At 60.4% G+C, this 18,087-nt stretch carries 19 protein-coding genes; 9 read left to right on the top strand and 10 right to left on the bottom strand.

Translation table 11 applies throughout. The annotated features are described in order from the left end of the window. Window positions 1-48: 48 nt before the first annotated feature. On the bottom strand, window positions 49-309 hold the full coding sequence (gene cspD, locus RHM69_RS08015; RefSeq protein WP_014718902.1) for a cold shock domain-containing protein CspD: 261 nt from the start codon (window positions 307-309) through the stop codon (window positions 49-51). A gap of 225 nt (window positions 310-534) precedes the next feature. Between cspD and clpS the strand changes: the two genes are divergently transcribed. Together clpS and clpA are read left to right on the top strand one after the other, a co-directional pair. Next, the gene (gene clpS / locus RHM69_RS08010) at window positions 535-903 is read left to right on the top strand and encodes an ATP-dependent Clp protease adapter ClpS (protein WP_005789091.1); all 369 of its coding nucleotides are present in this window, start codon (window positions 535-537) and stop codon (window positions 901-903) included. Window positions 904-932: 29 nt separating this feature from the next. Further along, window positions 933-3,203 (top strand): ATP-dependent Clp protease ATP-binding subunit ClpA, encoded by a 2,271-nt coding sequence (clpA, locus tag RHM69_RS08005; RefSeq protein ID WP_003192090.1) that lies wholly within the window; start codon window positions 933-935, stop codon window positions 3,201-3,203. Window positions 3,204-3,448: 245 nt separating this feature from the next. Here clpA and infA read toward each other — a convergent pair whose 3' ends face one another. From infA to aat, 3 genes are all read right to left on the bottom strand, one after another. Beyond that, entirely contained in the window at window positions 3,449-3,667 is a 219-nt protein-coding gene (gene infA, locus RHM69_RS08000; RefSeq protein ID WP_002553999.1) for a translation initiation factor IF-1, read from the bottom strand. Between the two features lie 100 nt (window positions 3,668-3,767). Then, on the bottom strand, window positions 3,768-4,475 hold the full coding sequence (locus RHM69_RS07995; RefSeq protein ID WP_003192088.1) for an arginyltransferase: 708 nt from the start codon (window positions 4,473-4,475) through the stop codon (window positions 3,768-3,770). Window positions 4,476-4,531: 56 nt separating this feature from the next. After that, a complete protein-coding gene (aat, locus tag RHM69_RS07990; protein ID WP_200599909.1) occupies window positions 4,532-5,212 on the bottom strand; it encodes a leucyl/phenylalanyl-tRNA--protein transferase in 681 nt (226 codons plus the stop codon). A 474-nt stretch (window positions 5,213-5,686) separates the two neighbouring features. Here aat and ftsK point away from each other — a divergent pair, with 474 nt between their 5' ends. From ftsK to cysG, 6 genes are read left to right on the top strand one after another with little or no spacing between them, the layout of a single operon-like run. Next, window positions 5,687-8,095, top strand: coding sequence for a DNA translocase FtsK (gene ftsK / locus RHM69_RS07985; RefSeq protein WP_003192084.1), 2,409 nt, complete (start codon window positions 5,687-5,689; stop codon window positions 8,093-8,095). A gap of 54 nt (window positions 8,096-8,149) precedes the next feature. Further along, window positions 8,150-8,773, top strand: a complete 624-nt coding sequence (gene lolA / locus RHM69_RS07980) for an outer membrane lipoprotein chaperone LolA (RefSeq protein ID WP_003174700.1) — start codon at window positions 8,150-8,152, stop codon at window positions 8,771-8,773. A 27-nt stretch (window positions 8,774-8,800) separates the two neighbouring features. Next, entirely contained in the window at window positions 8,801-10,126 is a 1,326-nt protein-coding gene (locus RHM69_RS07975; RefSeq protein ID WP_014718899.1) for a replication-associated recombination protein A, read from the top strand. After that, on the top strand, window positions 10,123-10,497 hold the full coding sequence (gene crcB / locus RHM69_RS07970; RefSeq protein WP_200599907.1) for a fluoride efflux transporter CrcB: 375 nt from the start codon (window positions 10,123-10,125) through the stop codon (window positions 10,495-10,497). The genes RHM69_RS07975 and crcB overlap by 4 nt, the downstream gene beginning before the upstream one ends. A gap of 15 nt (window positions 10,498-10,512) precedes the next feature. Then, on the top strand, window positions 10,513-11,793 hold the full coding sequence (gene serS, locus RHM69_RS07965; RefSeq protein ID WP_019816715.1) for a serine--tRNA ligase: 1,281 nt from the start codon (window positions 10,513-10,515) through the stop codon (window positions 11,791-11,793). After that, window positions 11,794-13,188, top strand: a complete 1,395-nt coding sequence (gene cysG, locus RHM69_RS07960) for a siroheme synthase CysG (RefSeq protein ID WP_014718896.1) — start codon at window positions 11,794-11,796, stop codon at window positions 13,186-13,188. A gap of 106 nt (window positions 13,189-13,294) precedes the next feature. On the opposite strand, the gene RHM69_RS07955 is transcribed toward cysG, so the two are convergent. The 6 genes from RHM69_RS07955 to tusD all read right to left on the bottom strand — a co-directional run bounded on the left by RHM69_RS07955 (window position 13,295) and on the right by tusD (window position 16,731). Continuing rightward, window positions 13,295-14,290 carry a glutathione S-transferase family protein gene (locus RHM69_RS07955; protein WP_200599905.1) on the bottom strand — a complete coding sequence of 332 codons (996 nt, stop codon included), beginning with the start codon at window positions 14,288-14,290 and terminating at the stop codon, window positions 13,295-13,297. A gap of 88 nt (window positions 14,291-14,378) precedes the next feature. Beyond that, entirely contained in the window at window positions 14,379-15,380 is a 1,002-nt protein-coding gene (locus RHM69_RS07950) for a glycosyl transferase family protein (RefSeq protein ID WP_014718894.1), read from the bottom strand. Further along, the gene (locus RHM69_RS07945; RefSeq protein ID WP_014718893.1) at window positions 15,377-15,712 is read right to left on the bottom strand and encodes a TusE/DsrC/DsvC family sulfur relay protein; all 336 of its coding nucleotides are present in this window, start codon (window positions 15,710-15,712) and stop codon (window positions 15,377-15,379) included. The genes RHM69_RS07950 and RHM69_RS07945 overlap by 4 nt, the downstream gene beginning before the upstream one ends. Further along, a complete protein-coding gene (gene tusB, locus RHM69_RS07940) occupies window positions 15,709-15,987 on the bottom strand; it encodes a sulfurtransferase complex subunit TusB (protein WP_014718892.1) in 279 nt (92 codons plus the stop codon). The genes RHM69_RS07945 and tusB overlap by 4 nt, the downstream gene beginning before the upstream one ends. Further along, complete coding sequence (gene tusC / locus RHM69_RS07935; RefSeq protein WP_014718891.1) at window positions 15,987-16,337, bottom strand: sulfurtransferase complex subunit TusC; 351 nt, start codon at window positions 16,335-16,337, stop codon at window positions 15,987-15,989. Before tusC ends, tusB begins: the two co-directional genes overlap by 1 nt. A 1-nt stretch (window position 16,338) precedes the next feature. Next, window positions 16,339-16,731, bottom strand: coding sequence for a sulfurtransferase complex subunit TusD (tusD, locus tag RHM69_RS07930; RefSeq protein WP_003192069.1), 393 nt, complete (start codon window positions 16,729-16,731; stop codon window positions 16,339-16,341). Window positions 16,732-16,888: 157 nt separating this feature from the next. On the opposite strand from tusD, the gene RHM69_RS07925 reads away from it, so the two are divergent. Continuing rightward, window positions 16,889-18,064, top strand: a complete 1,176-nt coding sequence (locus tag RHM69_RS07925; protein WP_032902852.1) for a CaiB/BaiF CoA transferase family protein — start codon at window positions 16,889-16,891, stop codon at window positions 18,062-18,064. The last annotated feature ends 23 nt before the right edge of the window (window positions 18,065-18,087 follow it).

Genomic DNA, 18,087 nt, shown 5'->3' with positions numbered 1-18,087 from the left:
TGAGTCGGGGCGGCCGGTTTGCTTTGAGTGCTTGATTTCAGTGGCTGGTCAGGCCCGCTGCTTCTCTGATTTTTCTACCTTTGTTTCTTTCACGCCTGCAGTGGCAGGCGCATCAACAATATTTACGGCATGCATGCCTTTTGGCCCTTGAATGATTTCAAAGTTGACACGCTGACCCGCTTTCAGCGTTTTGTAACCTTCCATCTGGATCGCTGAGAAATGCGCAAAAAGGTCCTCGGTCTTGCCGTCTTCAATGACGAAGCCGTAACCCTTGACATTGTTGAACCACTTGACCTTACCACTAGCCATTCCCTTATCCCTCTGCACCAGACTCCATCACTGGAGTATCATCCTGTCTATCCGTCCTAACCCGAATAAATAAGGTTGACTGCGCGGACCTTTTTTACCCACTGTGGGCTCTATTCGTTGTAACACCGTTTCGCCGATAGTCAAGGTGACCAAAGGGTCAGAGTTGAAATTCTGACAGGCCGCCCCCACCACTGTAATTGAACCACTGACGAACCTTTCTTTCCCATGCATGCAAACAGCCAGATTCGACTAACATTCAATCAGGATCGCCCGGATCAGGAACATGACGACGACGGTTCTGCAGGCATTGCTGTTCAGGAGGCCAAGCCTGCTTTACAGGCGCCGCCGATGTACAAGGTGGTTTTGTTTAATGATGACTACACACCGATGGATTTCGTCGTCGAAGTGCTCGAGGTGTTTTTCAACCTGAACCGCGAGTTGGCGACCAAGGTAATGCTGGCCGTTCACACAGAAGGACGGGCAGTATGTGGAGTGTTTACCCGCGACATCGCCGAGACAAAGGCCATGCAGGTCAACCAGTACGCCAGGGAAAGCCAGCATCCGCTACTCTGTGAAATCGAGAAGGACGGTTAACGCCGACCACTTGGGTATGAGGTGAAGCTATGTTAAACCGCGAGCTCGAAGTCACCCTCAATCTTGCCTTCAAAGAGGCTCGTTCGAAGCGTCATGAATTCATGACCGTCGAACACCTTTTGCTGGCACTTTTGGATAACGAAGCTGCCGCCACCGTTCTACGTGCGTGCGGCGCCAACCTCGACAAGCTCAAGCATGACCTGCAGGAGTTTATCGACTCCACCACGCCACTGATCCCCGTGCATGACGAGGACCGCGAAACCCAGCCAACCCTGGGGTTCCAGCGGGTATTGCAGCGTGCTGTGTTCCACGTACAGAGCTCCGGTAAGCGTGAAGTCACGGGCGCGAATGTGCTGGTGGCAATTTTCAGCGAACAGGAAAGCCAGGCCGTGTTCCTGCTCAAGCAGCAGAGCGTTGCCCGTATTGATGTAGTCAATTACATCGCCCACGGTATCTCCAAGGTGCCTGGGCACGGCGATCATTCCGAGGGCGAGCAGGATATGCAGGACGAGGAGGGCGGTGAGTCTTCTTCTTCCAGCAACCCGCTGGATGCCTATGCCAGCAACCTCAATGAAATGGCGCGCCAGGGGCGGATCGATCCGCTGGTGGGGCGTGAGCACGAGGTAGAGCGTGTAGCGCAGATACTTGCGCGTCGTCGCAAGAACAACCCGTTGCTGGTGGGTGAGGCGGGCGTGGGTAAAACCGCAATTGCCGAAGGCCTGGCCAAGCGCATTGTCGATAACCAGGTGCCAGACCTGCTGGCCAGCAGTGTCGTCTATTCCCTTGACCTGGGCGCGTTGCTCGCCGGGACCAAGTACCGTGGCGATTTCGAGAAACGCTTCAAGGCGTTGCTCGGCGAGCTGAAAAAACGCCCGCAGGCCATCCTGTTTATCGACGAGATCCATACCATCATTGGCGCCGGTGCGGCTTCCGGTGGGGTGATGGACGCTTCCAACCTGCTCAAGCCGCTGCTGTCCTCCGGTGATATCCGCTGCATTGGTTCGACCACGTTCCAGGAATTTCGCGGCATCTTCGAAAAAGACCGTGCCCTGGCGCGTCGCTTCCAGAAAGTCGACGTGTCCGAGCCGTCGGTTGAAGATACCATCGGCATCCTGCGTGGGCTCAAGGGGCGTTTTGAAGCGCACCATGGCATCGAGTACACCGATGAGGCCTTGCGTGCGGCGGCTGAGCTGGCGTCGCGCTACATCAATGACCGGCATATGCCTGACAAGGCCATCGATGTGATCGACGAAGCGGGTGCCTACCAGCGCCTGCAGCCGGTCGAGAAGCGCGTGAAGCGCATCGACGTGCCTCAGGTCGAGGACATCGTGGCCAAGATCGCGCGGATTCCGCCAAAACACGTCACCAGTTCCGACAAGGAGCTGCTGCGTAACCTGGAGCGCGACCTCAAGCTCACTGTGTTTGGCCAGGATGCGGCCATCGACTCGCTGTCCACGGCGATCAAGTTGTCCCGTGCGGGCCTCAAGTCGCCGGACAAGCCAGTCGGTTCGTTCCTGTTCGCAGGCCCAACCGGTGTCGGCAAGACCGAGGCGGCTCGCCAGTTGGCCAAGGCCATGGGCATCGAGCTGGTCCGTTTCGACATGTCCGAGTACATGGAGCGCCACACTGTGTCGCGCTTGATCGGTGCGCCTCCGGGCTATGTCGGCTTCGACCAGGGCGGCCTGTTGACCGAGGCGATCACCAAGCAGCCACATTGCGTATTGCTGCTCGATGAAATCGAAAAGGCTCACCCGGAAGTCTTCAACCTGTTGTTGCAGGTCATGGACCACGGGACCCTGACCGATAACAACGGGCGCAAGGCGGACTTCCGCAATGTGATCGTGATCATGACCACCAACGCCGGTGCCGAAACCGCGGCGCGGGCTTCGATCGGCTTTACGCATCAGGATCACTCCTCCGATGCCATGGAAGTGATCAAGAAGAGCTTCACGCCGGAGTTCCGCAACCGCCTGGACACCATTATCCAGTTTGGTCGCCTCAGCCATGAGGTCATCAAAAGCGTGGTGGACAAGTTCCTCACCGAGCTTCAAGCGCAGTTGGAAGACAAGCGCGTGCAGCTGGATGTGACGGAAGCGGCCCGCAGTTGGATCGCAGAGGGCGGCTACGATGCGGCAATGGGCGCACGCCCGATGGCGCGTCTGATCCAGGACAAGATCAAGCGGCCACTGGCCGAAGAGATCCTGTTCGGCGAACTCTCCGACCATGGTGGCGTGGTGCACATCGACCTGAAGGACGGCGAGCTGACCTTCGAGTTCGAGACCACGGCGGAAATGGCCTGATCGTTAGCTGCAACATTGCAAAAGGCGCCGAAAGGCGCCTTTTTGCTGCCTGAAATACGATTTACGAGACTGTGACCATCAACTGTGGGAGCTGGGTTGCCTGCGATGGCGGTCCTTCAGTCGCACATCGTTAACTGGCCCACCGCTATCGCAGGCAAGCCAGCTCCCACAGGGTCAAGTGGCGACTGTTAAATCCTGCGCACACAAAAACGCCCGGCATAACCGGGCGTTTTGTATTGACTTGCTTAGCGAGCGCGGTAAGTGATGCGCCCTTTGCTCAAGTCATAGGGCGTCAGCTCGACGCGCACTTTGTCACCGGTAAGAATACGAATGTAGTTCTTGCGCATCTTGCCGGAGATATGCGCGGTTACGACGTGCCCATTTTCCAACTCCACACGAAACATGGTGTTGGGCAGGGTGTCGACGACAGTGCCTTCCATTTCGAAGCTGTCTTCTTTCGACATGCAGTAAAGCCCTCGGTATCCAGTGAATGGCCCGGTGCAACTGCGCCAGGCAAAAGCGGCGTGCATTGTGCCCGAAAAAGGGTGTTCAAGCCAAGGGGTTCTAGTTAAGCGTGACCCATCTTTGATTAATCAGCAGCTCAATGGGCCGATATTGGGTCTTGTAGTTCATCTTTTTGCAGTTCTTGATCCAGTATCCGAGGTACACCGCTTCCAGTTCCAGGCGCAGCGCTTCGCCTATCTGCCACAGGATGGCGAAGCGCCCGAGGCTGCGGCGTTCTTCGGTCGGTTCATAGAAGGTGTACACCGCCGAGAGGCCGTTGGGCAGTAGGTCGGTGACCGCCACGGCCAACAGGCGGCCGTCGAGGCGGAATTCGTAGAACCGCGAAAAGGGCAGGTCACGCACCAGGAATGTGGAAAACTGGTCGCGGCTGGGCGGATACATATCGCCGTCGGCATGACGCTGCTCGATATAGCGTTGGTAGAGATCGAAATATTCTTCGCTGTATTGGGGTTTGGTGGCGTGTACGGTCAGGTCGGCGTTGCGCTTGAGAATGCGTTTCTGGTTACGGTCGGGCGAAAACTGCGCAACCGGGATGCGTGCGGGCACGCAGGCATTACAGTTCTGGCAATGGGGGCGATACAGGTGATCGCCGCTGCGCCGGAAGCCCATCTCGGACAGGTCGGCATACACATGCACGTCCATGGGCTGGCTGGGATCGAGGAACAGCGTGGTGGCCTGCTCGTCGGGCAGATAGCTGCATGAGTGGGCTTGAGTGGCATAGAACTTCAAGCGCGCCAGCTCGGTCATGATCAACCCTCGGGATAAGCTTTGAAATAAGTGTAAGCCACGTGCGCGAAAGTCGCCTAGGAAACCCACGGCCCGGCGTTGGGTTGGTCCAGATGTTTGTCCAGGAAGTCAGCGAAGACGCTGCGCGGTATGGCGCGGGCACCCAGGCTGTGCAGGTGATCATTGGGCATCTGGCAATCGATCAGTACAAATCCCCAGGCTTGCAGTTGCCGGGTCAATGTGGCGAAGCCGAATTTGGAGGCGTTGTCGGCGCGGCTGAACATGGACTCGCCAAAAAACAACTGGCCCATCGCCAGGCCATACAGGCCACCTACCAGTTCGCCCTGGTCCCAGACCTCGACGGAATGCGCGTAGCCACGCTGGTGCAGCTCCAGATAGGCCTGCTGGATGCTTTCGGTGATCCAGGTGCCATCGGCATAGGCACGGGGCGCGGCGCAGGCGTGTATGACGGCGGCGAAATCCTGGTCGAAGGTCACGGTATAGCGCTGCTGGCGCAATAATTTGCCCAGGCTGCGGGAAACATGCAGCTCGTCGGGGAATATCACTGTGCGAGGGTCGGGTGACCACCAGAGGATAGGCTGGCCTTCGGAGAACCAGGGAAAACAGCCATGACGGTAGGCCTGGATCAGTCGTTCGGCCGACAGGTCGCCACCGGCGGCGAGCAGGCCGTTGGGTTCGCGCATGGCCTTGGCCAAAGGTGGGAACGTCAGGGTGTCGCGTTGTAACCAGGTCAGCATGGCATCCAGGCTTACGGAAGGGGAGGGGAGTGGCAGGTCATGCACCTGCACCGCAAGTGTTGATTATTGACGACCCGGCGCCACGGGGCCAGCCCGAATAGGCTATTAACGAGGATTAGCATGAGCGGGTGTTTCTGCAACTCTGCACACAGGGTGTGGTCGTAATCGGGTCTGGCGCATGCCGGCCATTTGCCAAGCTTGCCTGGATTGCTAAATACAGCTCATAAGCCTTTGTCAGCTAAGGCAATGCATGCTCAAATTGTCCGTGCAGTCAGGTGAAGGGCAAGTGCGTGGCATCGCGCACGCAAACCCGTACAATGCGGCCATTGTGGCGTTATCGCCATTTCACCTATCCGTCACCGGATGTTAAAAGTAGATTCAGCAACATTCGTTCATTTTTCAGCTGCTCCGGATAGAGCAGTCGTGTAGTCATTTAACAGATGGACGCGCTAAAGGCGCAGGAATAGACCCGTTTTGAAGAAATCCGCCGCAGCACCTAAAGCAGCAGTCGTACCGGCCTGGCGCCAGCACCTGCATTACCGACTCAAGGAAGGCGCACTGATTGCCATCGGTGCGCTGTGTCTGTTCCTGATGATGGCCTTGCTCACCTATGGCAAGGACGATCCGGGCTGGAGTCATAACAGCAAGATCGATGACGTGCAGAATTTCGGCGGCCCTGTAGGTTCTTACAGCGCCGATATCCTCTTCATGATCCTGGGTTACTTCGCCTACATTTTCCCGCTGTTGCTGGCGATCAAGACCTGGCAGATCTTCCGCCAGCGTCACGAACCGTGGCAGTGGAGCGGCTGGCTGTTCTCCTGGCGCCTGATCGGCCTGGTGTTCCTGGTGCTGTCGGGCGCTGCGCTGGCGCATATCCACTTCCATGCACCGACCGGCTTGCCGGCGGGCGCGGGCGGGGCTCTGGGCGAAAGCCTTGGCGACCTGGCACGCCGTACCCTGAATATCCAGGGCAGCACCCTGATGTTCATCGCGCTGTTCCTGTTCGGCCTGACGGTATTCACCGACCTGTCATGGTTCAAGGTGATGGACGTGACCGGCAAGATCACCCTCGACCTGTTCGAATTGTTCCAAGGCGCCGCCAACCGCTGGTGGGCCGCCCGTGTCGAGCGCAAGCAAATGGTGGCGCAGCTGCGTGAGGTTGACACCCGTGTCAACGAGGTGGTGGCTCCAAGCACGCCGGATCGACGCGAGCAAGCCAAGGTCAAGGAGCGCTTGATCGAGCGCGAGCAGGCCCTGAGCAAGCACATGTCGGACCGTGAAAAGCAGGTGCCGCCCGTGATCGCCCCGGCACCGCCCAAGGCGCCGGAGCCCAGCCATCGCGTGCAAAAAGAGAAGCAGGCACCGTTGTTTATCGACAGCGCTGTCGAAGGCACCTTGCCGCCGATCTCGATTCTGGACCCGGCCGAAAAGAAACAACTCAACTATTCCCCCGAATCCCTGGCGGCCGTCGGCCACCTGCTGGAAATCAAGCTCAAGGAATTCGGCGTCGAAGTGTCGGTGGACTCGATCCATCCGGGCCCGGTGATTACCCGTTACGAAATCCAACCGGCCGCCGGGGTAAAAGTCAGCCGCATTTCCAACCTGGCCAAAGACTTGGCACGTTCCCTGGCCGTGACCAGCGTGCGCGTGGTGGAAGTGATCCCGGGCAAGACCACCGTGGGTATCGAGATCCCCAACGAAGACCGGCAGATCGTGCGCTTCTCCGAAGTGCTGTCGACCCCGGAATACGACAACTTCAAATCGCCGGTCACCCTGGCGCTCGGCCATGACATCGGCGGCAAGCCGGTGATTACCGACCTGGCGAAAATGCCGCACCTGCTGGTAGCCGGTACCACCGGTTCCGGTAAGTCGGTGGGTGTGAACGCCATGATCCTGTCGATCCTGTTCAAGTCCGGGCCGGATGACGCCAAGCTCATCATGATCGACCCGAAGATGCTGGAACTGTCGATCTACGAAGGCATCCCGCACCTGCTGTGCCCGGTGGTTACCGACATGAAGGACGCCGCCAATGCCCTGCGTTGGAGCGTTGCCGAGATGGAGCGCCGCTACAAGCTGATGGCGAAGATGGGCGTGCGTAACCTGTCGGGCTTCAATGCCAAGGTCAAGGAAGCCCAGGACGCCGGCACACCGCTGACCGACCCGCTGTACAAGCGCGAAAGCATTCACGATGAAGCACCACTGCTGACCAAGCTGCCGACCATCGTGGTGGTGGTCGATGAATTTGCCGACATGATGATGATCGTCGGCAAGAAGGTTGAAGAGCTGATCGCCCGTATCGCCCAGAAGGCGCGGGCGGCGGGCATCCACTTGATTCTCGCGACCCAGCGGCCGTCGGTGGACGTGATCACCGGCCTGATCAAGGCCAACATTCCGACGCGCATGGCGTTCCAGGTCTCCAGCAAGATCGACTCGCGTACCATCATCGACCAGGGTGGCGCCGAGCAACTGCTGGGCCACGGTGACATGCTGTACATGCCGCCCGGGACCAGCCTGCCGATTCGCGTTCACGGCGCCTTTGTTTCCGATGACGAAGTCCACCGTGTGGTCGAAGCCTGGAAACTGCGCGGCGCGCCGGAATATAACGACGACATTCTCGCTGGCGTGGAAGAGGCCGGCAGCGGCTTCGACGGTGGCAGCAGCGGTGGCGACGATGATGCTGAAACCGACGCGCTCTACGACGAGGCCGTGGCCTTTGTACTGGAAAGCCGCCGTGCCTCGATTTCGGCGGTGCAGCGCAAGCTTAAAATCGGCTACAACCGCGCCGCCCGCATGATCGAAGCCATGGAAATGGCCGGCGTCGTGACCGCAATGAACACCAATGGCTCGCGTGAAGTCATCGCCCCTGGGCAGATGCGCGACTGATTCCGCGCCGCGTGGCAACACGCGGCGTGCCCTGACTACTCAATGAGGACTCCCATGCGCTTTATCCGCATGCTGTTGTTGCCGGCCCTGGCCTTGACCGCTGTTTCGGCTCACGCTGACCCGGCTTCCGTCGCCAGCCTGAAGAACCTGTTGGACAAATCCCAGACCCTCACCGCGCGCTTCTCCCAGCTGACCCTGGATGCAGGCGGCACCCAGTTGCAGGAAACAGCCGGTGAAATGGCCGTGCAGCGCCCAGGGCTGTTCTACTGGCATACCGAAGGCAAGGCTGAGCAGACCATCGTTTCCGACGGCCAGAAAGTCACGCTGTGGGACCCGGACCTGGAACAAGCCACCATCAAGAAGCTCGATCCACGCCTGAACCAGACCCCGGCACTGCTGCTGTCGGGTGATGTGTCGAAAATCAACGACAGCTTCGACATCACCTCCAAGCAGACCAGCAACGTCATCGAATTCACCCTCAAGCCAAAATCCAAGGACACGCTGTTTGACACGCTGTCCTTGTCGTTCGGCAACGGCGTGATCAACAACATGCGCCTGGTCGACAGCGTCGGCCAGCGCACCGATATCCTGTTCTCCGGAGTCAAGGCCAACCAGCCGGTGCCCGCGTCCAAGTTCAAGTTCGACATCCCCAAGGGTGCCGACGTGATCCAGGAATAAACTGCCCAGAGGTTTCAAACGCTGCCCATGGATCTGTTTCGAAGTGACCCGATTGCCCAGCCATTGGCCGCGCGCTTGCGTTCGACCAACCTGGATGAGTACGTCGGTCAGGAACACCTGCTCGCTCGCGGCAAACCCTTGCGCGAAGCCTTGGAGCAGGGTGCGCTGCATTCGATGATTTTCTGGGGGCCGCCGGGCGTGGGCAAGACCACCCTGGCGCGGTTGTTGGCGAAAGTCTCGGACGCGCACTTTGAAACGGTCTCGGCGGTGCTCGCCGGGGTGAAGGAGATCCGCCAGGCGGTGGAAGTGGCCAAGCAGCAGGCCGGGCAATACGGCAAGCGCACTATCCTGTTCGTCGACGAAGTGCATCGCTTCAACAAGTCGCAGCAGGATGCGTTCCTGCCTTATGTCGAGGACGGTACGCTGATCTTTATCGGCGCCACCACCGAAAACCCTTCCTTTGAATTGAACAACGCCTTGTTGTCACGGGCGCGGGTCTATGTGCTCAAGAGCCTGGATGAAGCGGCGATGCAAAAGCTGCTGCACCGTGCCTTGAGCGAAGACAAGGGCCTGGGCAAGCGCCAGCTGAGCCTCAGCGATGAAGGCTTCAAGATTTTGCTGACCGCCGCCGATGGTGACGGGCGTCGCTTTCTCAACCTGCTGGAGAACGCTTCCGACCTGGCCGAAGACGGCGGCGAGATTGGCGTTGATCTGTTGCAAAGCCTGCTGGGTGACACGCGCCGACGTTTCGACAAGGGCGGCGAAGCCTTCTACGACCAGATTTCCGCGCTGCACAAATCCGTACGCGGTTCCAACCCTGACGGCGCGCTGTATTGGTTTGCGCGCATGATCGATGGCGGTTGCGACCCGCTGTACCTGGCGCGCCGCGTAGTGCGCATGGCCAGCGAAGACATCGGCAACGCCGACCCGCGGGCCCTGAGCCTGTGCCTGGCCGCCTGGGAGGTGCAGGAGCGCCTCGGCAGCCCGGAAGGCGAGCTGGCGGTGGCCCAGGCCATCACTTACCTGGCCTGCGCGCCGAAAAGCAACGCGGTATACATGGGCTTCAAGTCGGCCCTGCGTGCGGCCGCCGAGCACGGCTCCCTCGAAGTGCCGCTGCACCTGCGCAACGCACCGACCAAGTTGATGAAGCAACTGGGGTATGGCGACGAATACCGTTATGCCCACGATGAGCCGGACGCCTATGCGGCCGGCGAAGACTACTTCCCCGATGAGCTGGAGCCGCAGCCGTTCTACCAGCCCGTGCCCCGTGGCCTGGAGCTGAAGATCGGTGAGAAGCTCAATCACCTGGCCACCCTCGACCGTCTGAGCCCCCGGCAGCGGAGAAAATCATGATTCCTTTGGTGGTCGCCGTCTCGGTGGGGGGGATTGCCGGGACGCTGTTGCGCTTCGCCACCGGCAATTGGATCAACGCCAATTGGCCGAAATACTTCTATACGGCGACGCTCGCCGTTAATATCGTGGGCTGCCTGTTGATCGGCGTGTTATACGGCCTGTTTTTGTTACGCCCGGAAGTGCCTGTCGAGGTACGTGCCGGCCTGATGGTTGGCTTTCTTGGCGGCCTGACGACTTTTTCATCCTTTTCACTGGATACCGTGCGCCTGCTGGAAAGCGGGCAAGTGCCGCTGGCGATTGGCTATGCGGCCATCAGCGTATTCGGCGGGCTGCTCGCCACCTGGGCTGGCCTGTCCTTGACCAAACTTTGATAACGAGAGACCGACATGCTCGATTCCAAACTGTTACGTAGCAACCTTCAGGACGTAGCGGACCGCCTGGCATCCCGTGGCTTTGCCTTGGATGTTGCGCGCATCGAAGCGCTGGAAGAACAGCGCAAGACCGTCCAGACCCGCACCGAAGCACTGCAGGCTGAACGTAATGCGCGCTCCAAGTCCATCGGCCAGGCCAAGCAGCGCGGCGAAGATATCGCGCCGTTGATGGCGGATGTCGAGCGCATGGGCACTGAGCTGTCCGACGGCAAAATCGAGTTGGAAGGCATTCAGACCCAGTTGGATTCGATCCTGCTGGGCATTCCGAACCTGCCCCACGAATCCGTACCGGTCGGCGAAGATGAAGACGGCAACGTCGAAGTGCGCCGCTGGGGCACGCCGAAAGCCTTCGATTTCGAGATCAAGGACCACGTCGCCCTGGGCGAATTGACCGGTGGCCTGGATTTTGAAACCGCGGCAAAAATGTCCGGCGCACGCTTTGCCTTGCTGCGCGGCCCGATTGCGCGCATGCACCGTGCACTGGCGCAGTTCATGATCAACCTGCACACCGGCGAACACGGTTACGAAGAGGCCTACACCCCGTACCTGGTTCAGGCGCCGGCGTTGATGGGCACCAGCCAACTGCCGAAATTCGAAGAAGACCTGTTCAAGATCAGCCGCGACGGCGAAGCCGACCTGTACCTGATCCCGACGGCCGAAGTGTCGCTGACCAATATCGTCGCCGGCGAAATCCTCGACGCCAAGCAACTGCCGTTGAAGCTGGTTGCCCACAGCCCGTGCTTCCGTAGCGAAGCCGGCGCATCGGGTCGCGATACCCGCGGCATGATCCGCCAGCATCAGTTCGACAAGGTTGAAATGGTCCAGGTAGTAGAACCGTCGACCTCCATGCAAGCCCTGGAAGGCCTGACTGCCAACGCCGAGCGCGTGTTGCAGCTGCTGGAGCTGCCGTACCGCGTACTGGCCCTGTGCACGGGCGACATGGGCTTCAGCGCCGTGAAAACCTACGACCTGGAAGTGTGGGTGCCGAGCCAGGACAAATACCGCGAGATTTCGTCGTGCTCCAACTGCGGTGACTTCCAGGCCCGTCGCATGCAGGCGCGTTTCCGCAACCCGGAAACCGGCAAGCCGGAACTGGTGCATACCCTCAACGGTTCGGGCCTGGCCGTAGGCCGTACCCTGGTGGCCGTGCTGGAAAACTACCAGCAGGCGGACGGTTCGATCCGTGTACCTGAGGTGCTCAAGCCTTACATGGCGGGCGTTGAGGTCATCCGCTAAATGGAATTTCTGCCGCTGTTTCATAACCTGCGCGGCAGTCGTGTGTTGGTCGTCGGTGGTGGGGAGATTGCCTTGCGCAAATCCCGGCTGCTGGCCGATGCCGGCGCGGTGTTGCGGGTGGTTGCTCCCCAGATCGAAAGCCAGCTGCGTGAGCTGGTGCTGGGCAGTGGCGGGGAACTGATGTTGCGCGGTTATCAGGAGGCCGACCTGGACGGTTGCACCCTGATTATCGCGGCTACCGACGATGAGCCACTGAATGCGCAAGTGTCCAGTGATGCCAAGCGTCGCTGCGTGCCGGTCAATGTGGTGGACGCGCCAGCGTTGTGCAGCGTGATCTTCCCGGCGATTGTCGACCGTTCACCCTTGGTGATTGCCGTCTCCAGCGGCGGTGACGCGCCGGTACTGGCACGGCTGATCCGCGCCAAGCTGGAAACCTGGATTCCCTCCACCTACGGGCAACTGGCTGGGCTGGCCGCGCGTTTTCGGGCTCAGGTCAAAGGTTTGTACCCGGATGTGCAGCAGCGCCGGGCGTTCTGGGAAGAAGTGTTCCAGGGCCCGATTGCCGACCGCCAGTTGGCCGGGCAGGGCGAGGAGGCCGAGCGCCTGTTGATCGAAAAGGTCAATGGCGCGCCGCCTTACGCGCCCGGTGAGGTGTACCTGGTGGGTGCAGGCCCAGGTGACCCGGATTTGCTGACCTTCCGCGCATTGCGCCTGATGCAGCAAGCCGACGTGGTGCTGTACGACCGTTTGGTTGCGCCGGCGATTTTGGAACTGTGCCGTCGTGATGCCGAGCGCGTGTACGTCGGCAAGCGTCGTGCCGATCACGCGGTGCCTCAGGACCAGATCAACCAGCAACTGGTCGACCTGGCCAAGCAAGGCAAGCGCGTGCTGCGCCTTAAAGGGGGTGACCCGTTCATCTTTGGTCGTGGTGGCGAAGAGATCGAGGAATTGGCGGCCCATGGCATCCCCTTCCAGGTGGTGCCGGGTATCACGGCAGCCAGTGGTTGTGCGGCTTATGCCGGGATTCCGCTGACTCACCGCGATTATGCCCAGTCGGTACGGTTTATTACCGGGCACTTGAAGAACGGTACCTCGGACTTGCCTTGGCAAGACCTGGTCGGCCCCTCACAGACCCTGGTGTTCTACATGGGCTTGATTGGCTTGCCGATCATTTGCGAGCAGTTGATCAAGCACGGGCGCTCCGCAGATACCCCAGCGGCGCTGATCCAGCAGGGCACCACGTCCAACCAGCGCGTGTTCACCGGCACCCTGGCCGACCTGCCGCGCATGGTGGCGGAGCATGAAGTGCATGCGCCGACACTGGTGATCGTGGGTGAGGTGGTGGTACTGCGTGAAAAGCTCAAGTGGTTCGAGGGCGCCCAGTCCCAAGTCTGACCTCAAAAGCATCGGGGGCAAGCCCCCTCCCACATTGGAATGCATTCCAAGTGTGGGAGGGGGCTTGCCCCCGATGAGGCCATCTCATTACAACCGATGATCCGGATCAGCCAAAGACACCTTTACCCGGCAGCCGCACCCGATCATGCTCCGTATCAAACCCCTGCAACGGCCCCTTCGGCACAATCCCCGTCGGGTTGATCGTGCGATGGCTGGCATAGTAATGCCCCTTGATATGCTCGAAATCCACCGTCTCGGCCACGCCTGGCCACTGATACATTTCCCGCAGCCAGTTCGACAAATTCCCATAGTCGGCAATTCGCCGCAGGTTGCATTTGAAGTGGCTGTAGTACACCGCATCAAAACGAATCAGCGTAGTGAACAGCCGTACATCGGCTTCGGTCAGGTACTCGCCGGCCAGATAACGATGGCTGCCCAGGTGCTGTTCCAAATGATCCAGCTCGGCAAACACATCATCAAACGCACTTTCATACGCCTGTTGTGAGGTGGCGAAACCTGCGCGGTACACGCCGTTGTTCACGGCGGGGTAGATGCGTTCGTTGAGGCTGTCGATGGTCGAATGCAGGGCTTGGGGGTAGAAATCCAGGGTATTGCCGGTCAGCGCATTGAACGCACTGTTGAACATGCGGATGATCTCCGCCGATTCATTGCTGACGATGCGCTTGAGCTTTTTGTCCCACAGCACCGGCACGGTCACGCGCCCGGTATAGTCGGCGGTATCGGCGGTGTAGCGTTGGTGCATGAAGTTGAAACCGTCGAGGTTGTCGCCGCTGGAGCCGTGGGCCTTGTCGAAGGTCCAGCCGTTTTCCAGCATCAGCCAACTGACCACCGAGACGTCGATCAGGCTTTCCAGGCCCTTGAGCTTGCGCAGAATCAAGGTGCGGTGCGCCCACGGGCAGGCGAGGGATACATAGAGGTGATAGCGACCGGCCTCGGCCTTGAAGCCGCCTTCACCACTCGGGCCTGGCGCGCCATCGGCGGTCACCCAGTTGCGGCGTTGTGCCTGCTCCCGTTGGAAAGCGCCATCGGCGCTACTTTCGTACCACTGGTCTTTCCACTGTCCGTCGATCAATAAACCCATGACTGGCTCCTTGGCTGATAAGCGTTGGAGCCCAGTCTAAAGGGATGAGTTCGAACTAAAAGCGCAAAGAACCGGCGTGAATGATCGATTAAATCGATTTATCCCGTGCGTCCCAGTACTGCTGGGCCAACTCGAACGCCTGTTGCCGTGGGTGGCCAAGGCCACGCAGGGCCAACGCCATGGTGGCGATCAACGCCAGTTGCGGGTAGCTGTCTTCAACATCGCCGCGCCACAGCGCTTTGAGGTGCTCGGGCTCAAGCGTTGCTGGCTTGACGTGGCGCTGGTCTGAGAGGGCGGGCCACTCTTCGTCCCAGCTCTGGCCGCCGGTGGTGCCGTACAGGTGACTGAGGGTGTCGGGGTTGATCTCGATCTCGCCGCCGTCGCCCTTGACCACAATCACGTTGTCACCCAGCAAGCCACTGGCATCGCGATGCACGCCCTGGTAACCGGGGTGGAAAATGCTTTGCAGGCCACAACGCGCATTCAGCGGGTTGAGCAGGCGCGCCAGAGAGTGGATAGGCGAGCGCAGGCCCAGGGTGTTGCGCAGGTCGATCATGCGTTGCAGCTGTGGGGCCCAATCACCCAGCGGGATAAATGCCAGGTTGCCGTGGGCGAAGGTGCTCTGGACCTGTTGCCAGTCGCGGCACAGCGGGATCTGCAAGCCGTCCAGCAATTGCTCGGTGTACAAGCGCCCCGCAGTGTGGGCGCCGCCGCCGTGCATCAGGATGCGCACGCCGTTCTGCGCCAGGCATTTGGCTGCCAGCAGGAACCACGGCAGGTGGCGCTTTTTACCGGCGTAGGTCGGCCAGTCGATATCGACGTTCAGCGCTGGCGCGTGCAGGCGCTCACGTACGGCTTCGGTGAAACCGGCGAGTTCTTCCGGGCTTTCTTCCTTGTGGCGCAGCAGCATCAGGAAGGCGCCGAGCTGGGTGTCCTCGACCTTTTCGTCGAGCAGCATGCCCATGGCTTCCCGCGCTTCCTCGCGGGTGAGGTTGCGCGCGCCACGCTTGCCTTTGCCGAGGATGCGCACGAACTGCGCAAAGGGATGCTCTTGGGGCGTTACGAGAGTCAGGGGGGCAAAGTCGGTCATAAGCAATTCGTCGGCCTGGGCAGGCCCGCCAGCTTGGCGGCGAGTTTGGCGGGAGTGCCGTTGAACAGTTTGTTGAGGTGCAGGCTGTTGCCCTTTTCCGGGCCCAGCTTCAAGGCGGTGTACTTGATCAGCGGGCGCGTGGCGGGGGATAGCTGGAATTCGGTGTAGAACTGGCGCAGCAGGGTGAGGATTTCCCAGTGTGCCGGCGTCAGCTCCAAGGCTTCGGCAGCGGCCAGGGCATTCGCCACTTCATCGGACCAGTCGTTGAGGTCGACGAGGTAGCCGTCCTTATCCAGTTCCAGGGTGCGTGCGCCGACGGTCAGGGTGTTCATAGCCAGGTGTTGACCTTGTCGTAGTCGATCGACAGTTGCACGAAGCCTGGGTAATCGACGCTGTCGGCCCAGTCGGGCAGCGGCAGGTTGCGCGCCTGCATGTCTTCGGCCAGCACAAACACCTTTACGCCTTTGGTTTGCAGGGCGGGCGTGTGCAGGCCGTAGGCTCCGTCACCACATAGGAGGATAGCGTCCTCGGTGCCACAGATGCGCAGGCAGCTGTCGAGGCGGCTGTCGGTAAACGGGGAATGAGACACCACATGTAGAGTCGACATCAGAGGGTAATCACCTGGTCGTAACGGTCAATCAGCTGGGAAATGGCTTGGCTGTCGAGCGCCTGCGCGTGGGCAGGCGGCGGCAACCCGCGTGCGGTCAGGCTATGGCTGCACGCGAACACGTCATCAATGCCGAACAGGCCCAGGGCCTGCAGGTTGGCACTCAGGTCTTTCTGTTGCACGGCCTTGGCCGCTTGGTTCGGCGCCAGTTGGAACACACCGTCATCCAGGAACAGCAGGCCAATGGGCAGGTCGAACGCGCCGCCGGCCAGCACGATATCCAGTGCTTCCCGCGCACTCGGCCCGGACCACGGGGCCTGGCGGCTGATCACCAATAAGGATCTGGACATGTCACGGCCCTCCAAAACAGATCAGGCGGTCGGCGTCCTGGATCGCGTCATGCAATTGCCCCAGGCCCGATAACGCCCAGGGTGCTTCCAGGTTGACCGCGCTGCGTTGGTAACGCGCAGCTTCCTCGGCATTAAGCACACCCCGGCGCAGAGCTGCGGCGATGCACACCACGCCGTCGAGTTGGTGCTGGCTGACAAACTCGCGCCATTGGCGCGCAATGTCTTGCTCATCCTGGGGCGCGACGATGTTATTGGACGCGCTGTACACGCCGTCCTGGTAGAAAAACAGCCGCACGATCTCATGCCCGCCGGCCAGCGCCGCCTGGGCGAACAACAGGGCGCGGCGCGAGGAGGGCGCGTGGGCGGCGCTATACAGTGCAATCGCGAACTTCATGGAAGACTCTGCCAACAAACGTCGGCCAATGATAAAGCCGCCGCCGCGAAAAAGCCCGCCGTGATCAAAACGGTCACTGTGGTTGATCGTTCTGACGATTGCCGGCAGCTGCCCGGCTGCCTAGTCTGTGAGTATTCGCAACCCAACTGGAGTCCCCATGTCAGGTCCCTTGGCGTCCCTTAAAGTGTTGGATTTTTCCACCTTGCTGCCCGGCCCGTTTGCCTCCCTGATGCTGGCGGACATGGGCGCCGAGGTGCTGCGTATCGAATCGCCCACACGGATGGACCTGTTGCGGGTATTGCCGCCCCATGATCGTGGTACCTCGGCCAGCCACGCCTACCTCAATCGCAACAAGCGCAGCCTGGCCCTGGACCTCAAGCAGGCCGAGGCGCTGGAGATTGTGCGTGAGTTGGTCAAGGGCCATGACATCCTGCTCGAGCAGTTCCGCCCCGGTGTCATGGAGCGCCTGGGCCTGGGATATGAGGCGCTGAAGGCGATCAACCCGCGGCTGATCTATGTGTCGATCACCGGTTACGGCCAGACCGGCCCCTATAAGGACCGCGCCGGGCACGATATCAACTACCTGGCGTTGGCCGGCGTGGCCAGCCATACCGGGCGCCAGGACACCGGCCCGTTGCCCCTGGGCGTACAGCTGGCGGATGTGGCGGGCGGTTCACTGCATGCCGTGGTGGGCTTGCTGGCGGCGGTGATTGCCAGGCAGCAAAGCGGGGTGGGGCAATACCTGGATGTGAGCATGACCGACTGCTCGTTCAGCCTTAACGCCATGGCGGGGGCCGGTTACCTGGCTTGCGGGGTCGAGCCTGGGTGGGAGAACCATGTGCTCAATGGCGGGAGTTTCTATGACTACTACCGCACACGCGATGGGCGCTGGATGTCGGTGGGCAGTTTGGAACCGGGGTTTATGCAGCAGCTGTGCGCGGCCTTGGGGCGCCCGGAACTGGCGGCACACAGCGTGACGCCCGAACGCCAGGCCGTGCTCAAACAGGCGTTGCAGGTGGAGTTCGAGAAGCGCAGTTTTGACCAGTTGTGTGAGTTGTTTGCTGGGGTGGATGCCTGTGTTGAGCCAGTGTTGAGTTTGAGCGAAGCGGCGGAGCATCCCCAGTTGAAGGCGCGGGAGCTAGTCAGCCAGGTGCCCCGGGGTGACGGCTCGACACAAGCGCAATTGGCCTGCCCGCTGAAATTCTCCGAGGGGTTGCCGGCGCCTAGGCATATTGGGGTGGCGGTGGGGGCGCACAGTGATGAGGTGCTGGCGGAGTTGGGGTTCGGTATTGAGCGGATAGAGCAATTGCGGCAGGCCAAGGTTGTAGGTTGACTGAGCGGGCGCTTTCGCAGGCA

It is taken from the genome of Pseudomonas sp. CCI1.1 (assembly GCF_034348165.1).
GTDB classification, from domain to species: Bacteria; Pseudomonadota; Gammaproteobacteria; order Pseudomonadales; family Pseudomonadaceae; genus Aquipseudomonas; species Aquipseudomonas paracarnis.
This window is presented reverse-complemented; position numbering and strand designations above follow the sequence as displayed.

Coding starts and splice junctions, on each gene's coding strand:
- aat (WP_200599909.1), bottom strand. CDS start 5,212: ATGCTGACCTGGTTACAACGCGACACCCTGACGTTCCCACCTTTGGCC.
- RHM69_RS07955 (WP_200599905.1), bottom strand. CDS start 14,290: ATGGGTTTATTGATCGACGGACAGTGGAAAGACCAGTGGTACGAAAGT.
- crcB (WP_200599907.1), top strand. CDS start 10,123: ATGATTCCTTTGGTGGTCGCCGTCTCGGTGGGGGGGATTGCCGGGACG.
- cysG (WP_014718896.1), top strand. CDS start 11,794: ATGGAATTTCTGCCGCTGTTTCATAACCTGCGCGGCAGTCGTGTGTTG.
- serS (WP_019816715.1), top strand. CDS start 10,513: ATGCTCGATTCCAAACTGTTACGTAGCAACCTTCAGGACGTAGCGGAC.
- lolA (WP_003174700.1), top strand. CDS start 8,150: ATGCGCTTTATCCGCATGCTGTTGTTGCCGGCCCTGGCCTTGACCGCT.
- RHM69_RS07995 (WP_003192088.1), bottom strand. CDS start 4,475: ATGACCGAGCTGGCGCGCTTGAAGTTCTATGCCACTCAAGCCCACTCA.
- RHM69_RS07925 (WP_032902852.1), top strand. CDS start 16,889: ATGTCAGGTCCCTTGGCGTCCCTTAAAGTGTTGGATTTTTCCACCTTG.
- clpS (WP_005789091.1), top strand. CDS start 535: ATGCATGCAAACAGCCAGATTCGACTAACATTCAATCAGGATCGCCCG.
- tusC (WP_014718891.1), bottom strand. CDS start 16,337: ATGTCCAGATCCTTATTGGTGATCAGCCGCCAGGCCCCGTGGTCCGGG.
- tusB (WP_014718892.1), bottom strand. CDS start 15,987: ATGTCGACTCTACATGTGGTGTCTCATTCCCCGTTTACCGACAGCCGC.
- RHM69_RS07950 (WP_014718894.1), bottom strand. CDS start 15,380: ATGACCGACTTTGCCCCCCTGACTCTCGTAACGCCCCAAGAGCATCCC.
- cspD (WP_014718902.1), bottom strand. CDS start 309: ATGGCTAGTGGTAAGGTCAAGTGGTTCAACAATGTCAAGGGTTACGGC.
- RHM69_RS07945 (WP_014718893.1), bottom strand. CDS start 15,712: ATGAACACCCTGACCGTCGGCGCACGCACCCTGGAACTGGATAAGGAC.
- tusD (WP_003192069.1), bottom strand. CDS start 16,731: ATGAAGTTCGCGATTGCACTGTATAGCGCCGCCCACGCGCCCTCCTCG.
- RHM69_RS07975 (WP_014718899.1), top strand. CDS start 8,801: ATGGATCTGTTTCGAAGTGACCCGATTGCCCAGCCATTGGCCGCGCGC.
- infA (WP_002553999.1), bottom strand. CDS start 3,667: ATGTCGAAAGAAGACAGCTTCGAAATGGAAGGCACTGTCGTCGACACC.
- clpA (WP_003192090.1), top strand. CDS start 933: ATGTTAAACCGCGAGCTCGAAGTCACCCTCAATCTTGCCTTCAAAGAG.